Source organism: Bradyrhizobium liaoningense (genome assembly GCF_018130825.1).
Taxonomy (GTDB): domain Bacteria; phylum Pseudomonadota; class Alphaproteobacteria; order Rhizobiales; family Xanthobacteraceae; genus Bradyrhizobium; species Bradyrhizobium liaoningense_B.
The window spans coordinates 936203-951431 of record NZ_JAFCJS010000002.1 but is presented as its reverse complement, the minus strand read 5'-3'; the positions used below and the strand labels follow the sequence as shown (position 1 = coordinate 951431).

The following is a 15229-nucleotide window of genomic DNA, read 5'->3' as shown; positions in this document are numbered from 1 at the left end:
TCAGCTTTCCGGAACGAGGAAGATCGCGGCGAGCGGCGGAATGGTGAGGCGGAGCTCGGGCGTCTTGCCGTCAACGGTCTGGACCTCGCCGATGTTCCCGACATTGCTGCCGCCGTAATGGGCGGAGTCGGAATTGAATGCCTCTTTCCACTTGCCGGCCAGGGGCACGGGGACGCGGTAGTTGCGATAGACGTTGGGGGAGAAATTGACGATGACGAGGCACCGCGCGTGCTCGTCAAAGCCCTTGCGCAGCCAGGCGAACACGTTGCGGTTGGCATCGTCGGTGATCAGCCATTCGAAGCCGGCCTGGTCGCAATCCATCTGGTGCAGCGCCGGCACCGCGCGATAGAGCCGGTTGAGGTCGCGGATCAGCGCCTGGATGCCGGAATGGACCTTGTACTCGAGCAGGTGCCAGTCGAGCGACTGGTCGTGATTCCATTCGCGGCTCTGCGCGATCTCGGCGCCCATGAACAGGAGCTTCTTGCCGGGGTGGCCGAACATGAAGCTGTAATAGGCCCGCAAATTCGCAAAGCGCTGCCATTCGTCGCCGGGCATGCGGCCCAGGATCGAGCGTTTGCCGTGCACGACCTCGTCATGCGACAGCGGCAGGATGAAGTTTTCAGAGAAGGCATAGTGCAGGCCGAACAGGATCTCGCCGTGATGATGCTTGCGGTGGATCGGATCCTTGCTGATGTAGTTCAGCGTGTCGTGCATCCAGCCCATGTTCCACTTGTAGCCGAAGCCGAGCCCGCCGAATTCGACCGGACGCGAGACCTGCGGCCATGCGGTGGATTCTTCCGCGGCCGTGGTCGCCTGCGGGAAGCGGGCAAAGACCTCCGTGTTGAAGCGGCGCAGGAAGTCGATCGCCTCGATGTTCTCGCGGCCGCCATACTGGTTCGGAATCCACGCGCCGGGCGGCCGGCTGTAGTCGAGATAGAGCATCGACGCCACCGCATCGACGCGCAGTCCATCGATGGCGTAGCGTTCCATCCAGAACAGCGCGTTCGACACCAGGAAGTTCGTCACTTCGGTGCGGCCGTAATTGTAGATCAGCGTGCCCCAGTCGAGGTGGCGGCCCTGGAGCGGGTTGGCGTGTTCATAGAGCGCCGTGCCGTCAAAGCTGCCGAGCCCGTGCGGATCGTCGGGGAAATGGCCGGGCACCCAGTCGAGCAGCACGCCGATGCCTTCGCGATGGCAGGCATCGACCAGCGCGGCGAAATCCTCGGGGCTTCCGAACCGGCTGGTCGGGGCATAGAGGCCGGTCGGCTGATAGCCCCAGGAGCCGTCGAACGGATGCTCGCTGACGGGGAGGAATTCGAGATGCGTGAACCCCATGTCGCGGGCATAGGCCGGCAGCTGCTCGGCGAGCTCGCGATAGGTCAGCCATTCATTGTTGTCCTTGCGCCGCCACGAGCCGAGATGGACCTCGTAGATCGACATCGGCGCCGACAGCGCGTTGATGCCGTCGGGTGCGGAGCGCGGCCGCGGCAGACGCGCCTCGTCGAGCACGATCGAGGCCGTCTTCGGCCGTACCTCGCTTGCAAACGCCAGCGGATCGGATTTCAGCGGCAGCAGATGGCCATGCGGGCCGATCATCTCGAACTTGTAGTGATCGCCGATCTTCGCATGCGGGATGAACAGCTCCCAGTACCCGCTGCCGCGTACCCGCATCGGATGACGCCGCCCGTCCCAGAAGTTGAAATCGCCGACCACGGATACGCGCCGCGCATTCGGCGCCAGCACCACGAAGCCGATGCCGTCGACGCCGTCGAGCCGCATCGGATGCGCGCCGAGCTTGTCGTAGAGGCGCTGGTGGGTGCCCTCGCCGAGCAAATAGAGGTCGAAATCGGTCAGGATCGGCGGGAAGCGGTAGGCATCCTCGAACTCGACGACGTGGTTGCCGAATTTCGCGCGCAGCTGGTAGTGCTTCGAGCCGTTGGGCAGGGCTCCGATGAACAGGCCGGAGTCATGAACGCGGTCGAGCGGCGCGACCTCGCCATGCTCGCCGACCGCCTCGACATCGGAGGCCTCGGGCAGGAAGGCCCGCACCACGCTCTTGCCGCCCTCGGGATGCAGGCCGAGATAGTGGAAGGGATCGGAGTGGCGGCCCTCGATGATCGCGTAGGCTTCCGCTGGCAGTTTAGGCATGGGCTTCGCTCTCGGCACTGGACAGAATGCGAAGCAGTCCGGTCAGCGGCGCATGGAGCCCCTCGGGCCGGTGGGACAGTTCGTACTCTACGTCGTCGAACGCTTGATCAAGCAGGAAAAACCTTAACAGGCCGTCCGCGGCTTGCGGATTTTCCGGCCATAGCCGCCGGTCGGTCATGGCCTCGCGATAGGCGTGCAGGAACGTCGTGGTGGCGCGTTCGCGCCATTCGCCGAGCGCGGCGGCAAGCCGGTCCTGTTCCTCCGAGGCGCCCGTGAGGGCTCGGGTGAGGGCGACGTTAACCGAAAGATCAATCGAGCGGATTAGACCGGCGACGTCGCGCGCGGCAGGCAGCTTGCGCCGCTTGCCGGCCAGCGGCCGGTGCGGATGTCCGTCGAAGTCGATGATGAAGATGTCGTCCTTCACGATCAGAGTCTGCCCGAGGCGGAAGTCGCCATGATGACGGATGTTCAACCCGCCGATCCCGGAAGGCAATAGTGCATTGAGGTGGTCGGGCAGGGCCGCGCGCGCTGCGCCGAGCTGGTCGATCAGCGGCCGGTCCGCCTCCCGCAGGCCGTCGCGGCTGTTGGCCAGGTGTTCGAAAACGCGCTCGGCCCGTGTCTCGAGGTCGGAGACCCAGCGCTCGGCGTGTTCGGAGCCGATCGGCTCCGGAGCGAGATTGTCCGGCTTTGCCGCGGCCAGGGCAACATGCAGCTCGGCAAGCCGCCGGCCGATCTGCGCGATGAAGTGCAGGTAGGGCGCCTGCTCCTGGGTCTCGCGGGGCGCCTCGCCCGCGGACAAGACCCGCTGCTCGTCGATATAGCGATCGAGATAACCGGTGGTCACGGTCCAGCCGTCGCCCTGGTTCTCGACAAAGGCATGCAGCACGCCGAGCGTGCTGCGCCGATCGTCCTCGACCAGCTCGACACTGCCGAGCAGCGCCGGCGTATTGGCGAAGCGGGCCACTTCCGTGAGGTAGTGGCCGATCTCGATCTCGGGACTGGTCCCGCTTTGGAGCCGGCGGTAGAGCTTGGCGACATATTGGTTGTCGACCAGTGCAGTGCTGTTCGACTGCTCGATCGCGCGGATGCGCTGGGGCTCCTTGATGGTGTAATCGGCGAACCGGCTGGTGGCCTTGAACTCCAGCCGCAGATTGTTCTCGTCCACCACCAGGTTTTGCGACAGACCCCGCAGGAAAAGTCCGATGAAGATCTGCTCAGTCGCAACGTCGAGCAGCGTACCCTCGCGCGCGCCCTGGCGCACGGCGGCGAGTGCCTTCGGGTTGAAGCGTTCGCGGTCGAAGCGCACCCACTCGATCTGCATCGGCATCACGTAGCGCGTGGTGACGTCGTCCCGCGTCGTCTCGAAGAACGCGATCCAGGGTCTGTTGTCGCCGATATCGCTGAACGGCACCGCCGAGGTGAGCGTGGCCTTGATGTGCTTGGGATTGTGATCGGGATACCAGCGTGTCCTTGCCAAAAATCCCGGCAGCACGTCGCGTTCGAACACGCCGCGCTCGCGGGCGAGAGAGACCCAGTTCGAATTCACCGGCACGACCAGGGTCTCGAACTCCGGCACCGCGCGCGGCGCCACCGGCTCGGACTTGTCGCGCTCCTGAAGCTGGAACCAGTAGAAGCCGTAGGGCCCCAGCGTGATCATGTAGGGCAATTCGCCGATCGCCGGGAAACGCGTCCGTCCGAGCATTTCCTGCGGGATGCGGTCCTTCCAAGGCGACAGATCGAGCTCGGTCGCCTGTGCGGCGCGAGAGAGATTGGCGACGCAGAGGATCACCTCGTCGCGATACTGCCGGACATAGGCCAGCACGGCGCGATTGGCCGGACGGATGAAGGTCATGGTGCCGCGGCCAAAGGCGAGCGTCGACTTGCGCACCGAGATCAGCCGCTTGGTCGCGCTGAGCAGCGACGACAGGCTGCGCGACTGCGCCTCCACGTTCACCGATTCATAGCCGTAGACCGGATCCATGATCAGCGGCGCGTAGAGACGGGCGGGGTCGCAGCGCGAGAAGCCGCCGTTGCGGTCCGGGCTCCATTGCATCGGCGTGCGCACGCCGTTGCGGTCGCCGAGATAGATGTTGTCGCCCATCCCGATCTCGTCGCCGTAATAGATGATCGGCGTTCCCGGGAAGGACAGCAGCAGCGAGTTCATCAGCTCGATCTTGCGGCGGTCGTTGTCCATCAGCGGCGCGAGGCGCCGTCGGATGCCGACATTGATGCGGGCCCGCGGATCGTTGGCGTAGGTGGTCCAGAGATAGTCGCGTTCGACGTCGGTGACCATCTCCAGCGTCAGCTCGTCATGGTTGCGCAGGAACAGCGCCCATTGGCAGCTCGCCGGAATGTCCGGCGTCTGGCGCAGGATGTCGGTGATCGGGAAGCGGTCCTCCTGCGCGATCGCCATGTAGATGCGCGGCATCAGCGGGAAGTGATAGGCCATGTGGCATTCGTCGCCACGGCCGAAATATTCCTGCACGTCCTCCGGCCATTGATTGGCTTCGGCCAGCAGCAGCTTTCCTTTGGAATAGGCGTCGAGTTCCTGGCGCAGGCGCTTGATGATCGCATGCGTCTCGGGAAGGTTCTCGTTCGAGGTGCCCTCGCGCTCGCAGAGATAGGGAATGGCGTCGAGGCGGAAGCCGTCGACCCCGGCGTCCAGCCAGCGCTTCATCACCTGGATGAGCGCGCTGACCACGCGCGGATTGTCGAAATTGAGATCCGGCTGGTGCGAGAAGAAGCGGTGCCAGTAGAAGGCGCCGGCCTCGTGATCCCAGGTCCAGTTCGACTTCTCCGTGTCGGTGAAGATGATGCGCGTGCCCTGGTATTTCTGGTCGGTGTCGCTCCAGACATACCAGTTGCGGGCGCTCGAACCGGGATGGCTGCGGCGCGCGCGCTTGAACCATTTGTGCTGGTCCGAGGTGTGGTTGACAACGAGCTCGGTGATGACGCGCAAACCTCGCTTCTGCGCTTCCTGGATGAAGCGCTTGAAATCCTTCATCGTCCCGAAATCGGGATTGACCGAGCCGTAGTCGGCGATGTCGTAGCCGTCGTCGCGGCCGGGCGAGGGGTAGAACGGCAGCAGCCACAGCGCGGTGACGCCGAGCTCCTGCAGATAGGGCAGCTTCTCGGTCAGCCCGGCAAAATCGCCGATGCCGTCATGGTTGCTGTCGGCAAAGGCCTTGACGTGGAGCTGATAGATAATGGCGTCCTTGTACCAGAGCTCATCCACGATCTCGGCAGCCTCAACTTTCTTGGTGTCGACGGAAGACAGAACATTCATGGCGTGACCCCTTACGCCAGGCAGCGGAACAAGAGCGCCGGATCGCGGTCGGGATCGATACGCAACCTGACCCCGCCCCACTCGATGCGGGACTGTTCGCCGGTGAGGAGGTTTTCGAGTGCCGTCACATGGTGTCGCCGTCCATCGGCGTCAACGGTGACGTCGCCGAGCGGCAGCCAGAATTCGCGCGCATGGCGCGAGAGCGCAATCACGACGACGACGGTGTTCGCGGGATCGGCCGCCTCCTTGGCAAAGGCGATCGTCTCGCCGTCCTCGACGTTGAGGAACCGCAAGTTTGCGGTCTGCTGAAGTGCCGCGTTTTCGTTGCGGATGCGGTTGAGCGCGGCAATGTAGGGCTTGATGTTGCCGGGCGTGTTCCAGTCGCGCTGCTTGATCCGGTACTTCTCGGAATCGAGATATTCCTCGCGTCCTGGGACCGCCTCGTGCTCCAGCAGCTCGAAGCCGCCGAAGATCCCGTAATTGCCCGACAGCGTCGCGGCCAGCGCGAGCCGCGATTTGAATACCCAGGCTTCGCCGCTCTGGAGATGATAGGGCAAGAGGTCGGCGGTGTTGACGAACAGGTTCGCCCGATAGAAGTCCCGCTCGGGATAACGCGTCAGCTCGCCCAGATACTGTTCCAGCTCCCACCTCAAAGTGCGCCAGGGGAAATAGCTGAAGGACTGCGCGAAGCCGAGCTTGGCGAGGCCCTTCATCAGCTTCGGTCGCGTATAGGTCTTGGAGAACAGGATCACCTCGGGATGCCGGCGGCGGATGTCGCCGATCAGCCATTCCCAGAACGGAAGCGGCGCGGTGTCGTGATTGTCGATGGCGAAGATGGTGACGCCATGGTCGATCCAGAACAGCAAGGCGTCGCGAAAAGCGTTCCACAGCCCGGCGCGATCGACGCAGCCGAAGTCGGGGATGACGATGTCCGAATAGGGGCCATCCGCTGCTCGCACCGAGCGGTCCGGCCGCCATTTGAACCATTCCGGATGCTGGGTCAGCCAGGGATGGTCCGGCGAGCACTGCACCGCGAAGTCCAGCGCAAGCTCGAGCCCGTATTCGAGACAGGTGGCGACCAGCGCACGGAAATCCTCGATCGTGCCAAGCTCGGGATGCAGCGCATCGTGCCCGCCCTCGGTGGAGCCGATCGCATAGGGCGAGCCGGGATCGCCCTCGCTCGCCACCGGCGCGTCGTTGCGGCCCTTGCGGTGTGTGTGGCCGATCGGGTGGATCGGCGTGAAGTAGAGCACGTCAAAGCCCATTGCGGCGATATCAGGCACGCGTGCAATGCAGTCGCGGAGCGTGCCGTGCCGGCCGGGAATGTCGCTCTGGCTGCGCGGCATCATCTGGTACCAGGCGCTGAAGCGCGCCTTGTCGCGGTCGATGATCAGCGGGAACAGCGGCGAGCGCGTCAGGTCGGGCCGCGACTGGCTCTCGGCCATGGCTTTGCCGAGCTCGGCTGCCAGCAGCGAAGCGACGTCGCCGGTCTGGAGATAATCCTCGCATCGCTTGATGATGATCGCTGCGGCGTCCTGCCGCGCGCCATGCGCCTTGGTCAGCAGTCCCGCGCCCTCGATCGCATCGAGGCTGACATCGGCCCCGGTGCGCCGCTTGCGCGCGATCGCGTGCGACCAGGTCGCGAACTCGTCGGTCCAGGCTTCGATTGCGTAGACATATTGGCCGGGCTCAACGGGCGTGAACGCGCCGGACCAGCGGTCATTGCCGTGAGGGGTCATCGGCTCGCTCCGCCATTCGCGGTCCTGCTCGCGGCGCCAGATCAGCGCGGCGGCGATCACGGCGTTGCCATCGCGGTAGATGTCGGCCCAGACCTCGACCCGTTCGCCCGCGATCCGCTTCACGGCGAAACGGCCGCCGTCGATCAAGGGATAGACGTCTTCGATGAGGAAAGCGCTGCCGGCTGCGGCACTTTCGACAGTTTGAATTGTCTTGTTCACGGTGATGCCATTGACAAGAAAGCAGGAGCCCGTTTCCCTTGTCGGGAACCTACGCTTGGTACCATTATAGAAAGCCGCTTGTGTGTCATTGGTTCCCTGGGGAACGGCAAGCGCAGTTTGCGAGTTACCCCTGACTAACCTCTTCCGCGACCTCGTTAAAATCCCTGCCCTTGGCCAAACGATGGCCTGCAAGCTGCGTGCCGAATGGATCTTTTAGCTCAAGCCCGGATCAAGGGCGTTCAGTCCGAATTCATCGACGCCCTGGGCAAGCTGCGGGTCACCGCGCCCGAGGCGCTCAAATCCATCCTCGATGCCCTGCCGGAGAAGCGGGTCTACCGCTTCGTCAGCGGGCCTGTCGTGGTGCGCGCCCTGGGGCATCCGCGCACCGAACTGGCGGCAACGGGAACGCCGCCGCTGCAATGGAAGATCTCCGGCAACGGTAATGTGATCGCGCAAGGCGAGACGCGCGAGCCTGTCATTGCCTGGCCCGCCGGCCTGCCGCTCGGCTATCACCGCCTGACACTGACGGATGCCGGTGGCGCGAGCGAAGACGTGCCGATGATCGTGGCGCCCGAGCGCGCCTTCGGCGGCGATTTCGACCGCGGCTGGCTGCTCGCCGTGCAGCTCTACAGCGTCCGCTCCGACCGCAATTGGGGCATCGGCGATTTCACCGATCTCGCAGGTCTCGTCCGGCTCGCCAAGCAACTCGGCGCCGACGGCGTCGGCCTCAATCCGCTCCACGTGCTGTTCGACGACCAGCCGGCCGATTGCAGCCCCTATTCGCCGAACAGCCGGCTGTTTCTCAATCCGCTCTATATCGACGTCGAGGCGATCCCGGAATTTTCCGCCGATCTCGTCCCCGATGCGGCCGTAACCGCCGCGCGGCTGCGCGAAGGCGACCGCGTGCCCTATGCCGACATGGCGGCGCTGAAATGGCTGGCCTTGCGCGCGGCCTTCAACAGCTTCGTGACGAGCGCGAGCGCGGCGCGCCGCAAGGCGTTCGACGCCTTCCGCGCCGCCCGCGCGCCGCTGTTGTCCCGCTTTGCCTGCTTCGAGGTGCTGCGGCATCGCTTCAACCGGCCGTGGTGGGAATGGCCGTCCGAATGGCAACAGCCGGACGCAGCCAAATGCGCCGAGCTGCGCAACGGGCCGGACAGGCGCGAGGTCGAGTTCGTCGAATTCGTGCAATGGACGGCCGACAGCCAGTTGCATGCCGCCAAGGAGCTGGCCGGCCAGCTCGGCATGCGCGTCGGGCTCTATCTCGACGTCGCCGTCGGCGTGCAGTCCAACGGCTTCGATGCCTGGAACGAGCAGACCGCGATTTCCCGCCACCTCGCCGTCGGCGCTCCGCCGGACGTGCTCAACACCGTCGGCCAGGACTGGGGCCTCGCCGGCTTCAACGCCGGCGGTCTCGAGGCGCAGTCCTTCGTGCCGTTCGCCGACATGCTGGCGGCGTCGATGCGCCATGCCGGCGCCATCAGGCTCGATCACGTGCTCGGGCTGAAGCGGCTTTATCTGGTGCCGCGCGGCTTCAGGCCCGACAACGGCGCCTATGTGCAGATGCCGTTCGAAGCGCTGCTCGCCGCGGTGGTGCGCGAGAGCGCAGCCCACAAATGCATCGTGATCGGCGAGGACCTCGGCACCGTGCCGGAAGGTTTTCGCGAGACCATGCAGGATTTCGGCATCTGGTCCTACCTCGTCATGATGTTCGAGCGCGACGATGCCGGCCATTTCCGCAATATCGACCACTACCGGCCCAACGCGCTGGTGACGCTGAACACGCATGATTTGTGCACCTATGCGGGCTGGCGCTCCTTCAGCGATCTCAAGATGAAGCGCTCGCTCGGGCTCGATCCCGGCGAGGACGACCAGGCGCGCTGGGACGCGCTCGGCGCGCTCGACGAGATACTGCGCCAGAACGGCATCGGCGCCAACGACCTCTATTCGGTGCTCGCCTTCCTGTCGCGCACGCCCTCGCGCCTGCTCGCGGTGTCCATGGAGGATCTGCTCGGCGTGATCGACCAGCCCAACATTCCCGGCACGATCGACGAGCATCCGAACTGGCGCCAGCGGCTTCCTGTCGCGCTCGACAAGATCGCGGCCAAGGTCGATCTCGCGGCTTTGAAGGCCGCGACGCGGGAACGATCATTGACCGGCGGGAGTTGAAGGCCGGGGCTTCCCAGGCTCGTACGACATTGACGCAAAAGATCGAGGACTATGCGCTGATCGGCGACTGCGAGACCGCGGCGCTGGTCGGGCGTAACGGCTCGATCGACTGGCTGTGCTGGCCGGCGTTCGATTCCGACGCCTGCTTTGCCGCGATCCTCGGCACGCACAGGAACGGCCGCTGGCTGGTCGCGCCAAGCGGGGAGGTGAGGGGCATCTCGCGCCGCTATCTCGGCAATACGCTCATCCTGGAAACGCAATTCGAGACGAAGAGCGGCACCGTCGCGCTGATCGATTTCATGCCGCCGCGCGGCAAGGCGTCCGACATCGTGCGCCTGGTCCGCGGCGTCAGCGGGAAGGTCGAGATGCGGATGGAGCTCGTCATCCGCTTCGGCTTCGGCGTGGATATTCCCTGGGTGCGACGGATCAATCATTCCCTGCTCGCGATTTGCGGCCAGGACATGACGGTGCTGCGCACGCCGGTCGAGACCCGCGGCGAGGATCTGACCACGGTGTCCGACTTCGAGGTGAGGGCGGGCGAGACCATCCCCTTCGTGCTGACCTACGGCCCCTCGCATCTCGATCCGCCCGCGCCGATCGACCCGGAGCTCGCGCTTCAGGAGACCGAGAATTTCTGGCAGGACTGGTGCCGCCAATGCACCCGCGATGGCGATTATCACGATCTGATCGTGCGCTCGCTGATCACGCTGAAGGCGCTCACCTTCGGCCCCACCGGCGGTATCGTCGCGGCGCCGACCACGTCGCTGCCGGAGAAGCTCGGCGGCAGCAGGAATTGGGACTACCGCTTCTGCTGGCTGCGCGATGCCACATTCACGCTGCTGGCGCTGATGAACTCGGGCTACACCGAGGAAGCCTCGGCCTGGCACAATTGGCTGCTGCGTGCGGCCGCCGGCTCGCCGTCCAACATGCAGATCATGTACGGCATCTGGGGCCAGCGGCGGCTCCTGGAATGGGAGGCGGGCTGGCTCGCCGGTTATGAGGGCGCCAAGCCTGTGCGCGTCGGCAACGCCGCGCATGCGCAGCTCCAGCTCGACGTCTATGGCGAGCTGATCGACGCCTTCCACCAGTCGCGCATGGCCAAGCTGAAGCTCGACGAGGAAAGCTGGGCGCTGGAATGCAACGTGCTCCACCATCTCGCCGAGGTCTGGGACCGGCCCGATCACGGCATCTGGGAGCGGCGCGGGCAACCCCGGCACTACGTGTTCTCGAAGGTCATGACCTGGGTCGCCTTCGATCGCGGCATCAAGAGCGCCGAGGCCTTCGGCTTCAAGGCGCCGCTGCTGCATTGGCGCGCCTTGCGCGAAGCCATTCATCGCGACGTCTGCAACAACGGTTTTGACGCCGAGGAGAACGCTTTCGTCGAGTCCTACGGCTCGAAGCTGCTCGATGCCAGCGTGCTGCTGCTGCCGGCGGTCGGCTTCCTGCCGGCCGAAGACCCGCGCATCCGCGGCACCATCGCCGCGGTCGAGAAATGCTTGATGCGCGACGGCTTCGTGCTGCGGCACGATCCGCGCGAACTGCCCGCGGGCCAGCCGCCGCTCGAAGGCGCGTTCCTCGCCTGCAGCCTGTGGCTCGCCGATGCCTATGTGCTGGCGGGCGATCTCGACAAGGCGCAAGTCTTGTTCGATCGCGTGGTCGGCATCGCTAACGATGTCGGGCTACTCGCCGAGGAATACGACTCCGTCGCCCGCCGCCAAACCGGCAATTTCCCGCAGGCGCTGACCCACATCGCGCTGATCAACACGGCGCATAACCTCTCGGCGGCAAGGCAGAAGAGCGAAAAGCCGGCGATGCAGCGGTCGAAGTAAGGGTGGCAGCGCTCTCTCCGTTCCCTCCCCCCTTGCGGGGGAGGGGCAGGGAGAGGGGTGCCACGCGGGGATTCTATCCGTCGCGCACTGGCTCCTGGTGCATCATCAACACCAACACCTTTGCCTGGGCTACCCCTCTCCCTAACCCTCCCCCGCAAGGGGGGAGGGAACATACCGCCACCGCGGCGCCAGCGGAGTCTCATCTCATCAGACGTCAGCCAACCCCGTTCCGCTTCAAGATCATCTCCATCGCCTCGGCAAAACCGTCCTGCTCGTTGCTCCCTGTGACGTGGGTCGCCTCGTCCTTGACGTTGTCGGTGGCGTTGCCCATGGCGATGGAGGTGCCGCTGACGCGGAACATCGCGAGGTCGTTCTGCATGTCGCCGATGGTGGCGACCGCGTCGGTCGAGATGCCCAGGCGCTTGGCCATAAACTCGACGAACGTGCCCTTGTTGAAGCCGGGCGGGGTGATGTCGAGATAATAGGTCTGCGAGCGCACCGCGGTGGCCTCGCTGCCGAGCGCCTCCTGCATCGCCTTCTCGCACGCGGCAAGCCCGGCGGCGTCGGCGCTGGCGCCGACGATCTTGCAGGCGCTGGCGAGATACGGCGAGAAATCAGTGATGATGGTCGGGTCGGAGCGGATCGTGTGCTGCTCATGCGCGACGTATTTGCCGCTGGGATTGTCGATCAGCCATTTGTCGGCAGTGAACAGCCAGATGTCTGCGCCGAAGTCGCGGAGGATTTGCAAGGACCGCTCGGCGGCGCCCGGCGGAATCAGGTGCTGCTCGACCGGTCGCATCTCGGGATCGACGATCGAGGAGCCGTTGAACGGGCCGACCGGCAGCCACAGCGCCAGCGGCTCGATCAGGAAGCGCATGCCGATCGCGGGACGGCTGGAGGTGATGGTGAAGCCGATGCCGGCCTGGTGCAGCCGCTGCACTGCGCTTCGCGCACGTTCGGTCAGCGTCTTGTCCTTGGTCAGCAGCGTGCCGTCGACGTCGGAGATCACGAGTGAGATGGGAGTCATGGCAGAACCTTGGGTATTGCCCCGCCCAGCTTCAATTGCCGCACGATGCCGTCCACGATCGCCTCGACGGTCTCGTCGATCGAGACGGTGATGACGTGCTCGTCCGTTTCCGGCGGCTCCAACGTGTCGAACTGGCTCGTCAGCAGCCCGGGCGGCATGAAATGGCCCTTGCGCTGCGCGAGCCGCTCGGCGATCAGCTCCTTCGTGCCCTTCAGGAACACGAAGCGGACGTCACTGCGTCCGCGCAGCAGCACGTCGCGATAGGTGTGCTTCAACGCCGAGCAGGCGATGATGACATGCTCGCTGCGTCCGCAAACCCGCTCGATCTCGTCGGCGATGGCATTGAGCCAGGGCCAGCGGTCCCCGTCGGTGAGGGGATGGCCGGCCCGCATCTTCTCGACATTGCTGGCGGGATGAAAGCTGTCGCCGTCCTCGAAGCGCCAGCCGAGCCGCTCGCCGAGCGCCGCCGCAACCGTGCTCTTGCCCGAACCCGACACGCCCATCACGATCAACGCACAAGGTGCTTCAACGCGGCCCACGAATTTCCTCCGGAAGCGCGGCCCTGTCGACCAGCCAGACGGTCTCACCATTCGAGCGCGCGCGTAAGGCCGGCAGATTCTCGCCATTGAGGAGGCGCGTCAAGATCGGCTGCTTGTCGTGCCCGGCAATCTCGAACAGCATTTCGCGGCAGGAGGCCAGAGCGGGCAGGGTGAGCGAGACCCGCGGCACGAACGGCGCGACATTGGCCTTGGGGACGCCGATGACCCAGCGCCCGGTCTCTTCGATCTCGGGAAAGCCGGGAAACAGCGAGGCGGTGTGGCCGTCCGGTCCTGCGCCCATCAGGACGAGGTCGAACAGCGGCCGCGCCGGATCGAGCCGGTCTGCGCCGTAGAAAGCCTGCAGCTCGCGCGCATAGGCTCCCGCACCGGCATCGGGATTTTCAGTCGTGCTCGGGATCGGATGGATATGGCCGGCAGGCGCGCTGCGATCGAGAAATGCCGCCCGCGCCACCGCCATGTTGTTGAGGGGATCGCTGTCAGGCACGAACCGCTCGTCGCCGATGAACCAGTGCACGCGGTCCCACGGGATCTTGCCGCGCCAGGCATCGCTGCCGAGCAATTGATAGAGCTTCTTCGGGCTCGAGCCGCCGGTGAGGCAGATCGCGATGCGCCCGGGATTTGCGCCGATCCGCGCCATCACCCGTTCGGCTGCGGCCTGCGCCAGCGCCTCGGCATCCGCCGCGACGATCAGTTTCGGCTGTTCGGCCGCAATCACGAGTATTTCCGCCAGCTTCGCCCGTCGCGCCGGAGCAGTTCGTCGGCGCATTTCGGGCCGTCGCTGCCCGCTTCATAGGTCTCGATGCCGTTGGTGCCGGCACTTTTCCACGCGTCCAGGAACGGCTGCACAGCCTGCCAGCCGGCCTCGATGCCGTCGGCGCGCTGGAACAGGATGTTGTCGCCGATCATGCAGTCGTAGATCAGCGTCTCGTAGCCGGTCGACGGATCGGCACGGAAATAGTCGCCGTAGCGGAACTTCATCTCGACGCCGTCGATGGTGATGCTCGGCCCCGGGATCTTGGCGTTGAACTGCAGCTCGATGGTCTCGGTCGGCGCGATGCCGATGGTGAGGAAATTCTGCGACAGGCGGTCGACGTCCGTGCCTGAGAACATCGACAGCGGCGCCTGCTTGAACTTGATCGCGACCTCGGTGCGTTTGTGACCCAGCGCCTTACCGGTGCGCAGGTAAAAGGGGACGCCGGCCCAGCGCCAATTGTCGATCATCAGCTTCAGCGCGACGAAGGTCTCGGTGGTGCTGTCGGACTTGACGTCCTCGGTCTTGCGATAGTCCGTGATCGCGTCGTCGCCGCTGCGGCCGGCGAGATATTGCGCGCGCACCGAATTCTTCAGCGCCTCTTCCCGGCTCGGCTGCTGGATCGATGTGAGCACGTCGGCCTTCTCGGAGCGCACGGAATGTGCGTCGAAACGCGCAGGGGGCTCCATCGCCACCAGCGACATCAGCTGGAACAGATGGTTCGGCACCATGTCGCGCAGCGCGCCGGTGGCATCATAGAAGCCGCCGCGATGGCCGACGCCGAGCTTTTCCTCCACCGTGATCTGGATGTGGTCGATATGGTTGCGATTCCAGATCGGTTCGAACATGCCGTTGGCAAAGCGCAGCACCAGGATGTTCTGCACCGTCTCCTTGCCGAGATAATGATCGATCCGGTAGATCTGGTGCTCGTCCATGATCTTCAGCAGCTCGCCATTCAGCGCCTTGGCCGATGCGAGGTCGGTGCCGAACGGCTTTTCGATCACGAGCCGCCGCCAGGCGCCGTTCTCCTTCATCATGCCGGTGCGGCCGAGCTCGCGCGCGGTCGGCGCAAACGCAGCCGGCGGGGTCGCCAGATAGAACAGCCGGTTGCCGCCGGTCTCCTGCGCGCATTCCAGTGAATCCAGATGCTCGCGCAGGCGATCAAAGGAAGGCGGATCCTTCGGATCGGCCTCGACGAAGGTCACGCATTCCAGCAGCTTCTTGGCGATGTCGTCGTCCACGGGCCGGGTCGCGAATTGCCGCAGGCCCTTCAGCAGGCTGTCGCGCAGCTCGTCATCCGACTGGCCCCTGCGGGCCACGCCGACGACGCAGAATTTTTCCGGCAACAGGTGCTCGGCCGCGAGGTTGTAGAGCGACGGCATCACCAGGCGATGGGTAAGGTCGCCGGTGACACCGAAGATGACGAAGGCGCAATTTTCCGGCTTGCGCTTGGCTTGCGGGTCTTTTGTCACGAATTGTCGGCCTTCGCTTGTCTACTTGTTAC

The 15229-nt window shown here is 65.0% G+C and carries 9 protein-coding genes; 2 read left to right on the top strand and 7 right to left on the bottom strand.

The features are described 5' to 3' along the window. From glgB to JQ603_RS12860, 3 genes are read right to left on the bottom strand one after another with little or no spacing between them, the layout of a single operon-like run. Complete coding sequence (glgB, locus tag JQ603_RS12870) at positions 1-2148, bottom strand: 1,4-alpha-glucan branching protein GlgB (RefSeq protein WP_212339825.1); 2148 nt, start codon at positions 2146-2148, stop codon at positions 1-3. Further along, positions 2141-5434 carry a maltose alpha-D-glucosyltransferase gene (treS, locus tag JQ603_RS12865; protein WP_212339824.1) on the bottom strand — a complete coding sequence of 1098 codons (3294 nt, stop codon included), beginning with the start codon at positions 5432-5434 and terminating at the stop codon, positions 2141-2143. The genes glgB and treS overlap by 8 nt, the downstream gene beginning before the upstream one ends. Positions 5435-5445: 11 nt before the next feature. Then, complete coding sequence (locus JQ603_RS12860) at positions 5446-7392, bottom strand: maltotransferase domain-containing protein (RefSeq protein ID WP_212339823.1); 1947 nt, start codon at positions 7390-7392, stop codon at positions 5446-5448. A 204-nt stretch (positions 7393-7596) separates the two neighbouring features. Between JQ603_RS12860 and malQ the strand changes: the two genes are divergently transcribed. Further along, positions 7597-9558, top strand: coding sequence for a 4-alpha-glucanotransferase (gene malQ, locus JQ603_RS12855; protein ID WP_212339822.1), 1962 nt, complete (start codon positions 7597-7599; stop codon positions 9556-9558). A 29-nt stretch (positions 9559-9587) separates the two neighbouring features. Beyond that, on the top strand, positions 9588-11387 hold the full coding sequence (locus JQ603_RS12850; RefSeq protein WP_212339821.1) for a glycoside hydrolase family 15 protein: 1800 nt from the start codon (positions 9588-9590) through the stop codon (positions 11385-11387). Between the two features lie 214 nt (positions 11388-11601). Here JQ603_RS12850 and JQ603_RS12845 read toward each other — a convergent pair whose 3' ends face one another. Genes JQ603_RS12845 through zwf form a run of 4 tightly spaced genes read right to left on the bottom strand, consistent with a single transcriptional unit; the run spans position 11602 to position 15197 of the window. Beyond that, positions 11602-12414, bottom strand: a complete 813-nt coding sequence (locus tag JQ603_RS12845) for an HAD family hydrolase (protein WP_212339820.1) — start codon at positions 12412-12414, stop codon at positions 11602-11604. Further along, the gene (locus JQ603_RS12840) at positions 12411-12953 is read right to left on the bottom strand and encodes a gluconokinase (protein ID WP_212339819.1); all 543 of its coding nucleotides are present in this window, start codon (positions 12951-12953) and stop codon (positions 12411-12413) included. The genes JQ603_RS12845 and JQ603_RS12840 overlap by 4 nt, the downstream gene beginning before the upstream one ends. Next, positions 12940-13689 (bottom strand): 6-phosphogluconolactonase, encoded by a 750-nt coding sequence (gene pgl, locus JQ603_RS12835; RefSeq protein WP_212339818.1) that lies wholly within the window; start codon positions 13687-13689, stop codon positions 12940-12942. The genes JQ603_RS12840 and pgl overlap by 14 nt, the downstream gene beginning before the upstream one ends. Further along, the gene (gene zwf, locus JQ603_RS12830) at positions 13686-15197 is read right to left on the bottom strand and encodes a glucose-6-phosphate dehydrogenase (protein WP_212339817.1); all 1512 of its coding nucleotides are present in this window, start codon (positions 15195-15197) and stop codon (positions 13686-13688) included. Before zwf ends, pgl begins: the two co-directional genes overlap by 4 nt. Between the last annotated feature and the right edge of the window lie 32 nt (positions 15198-15229).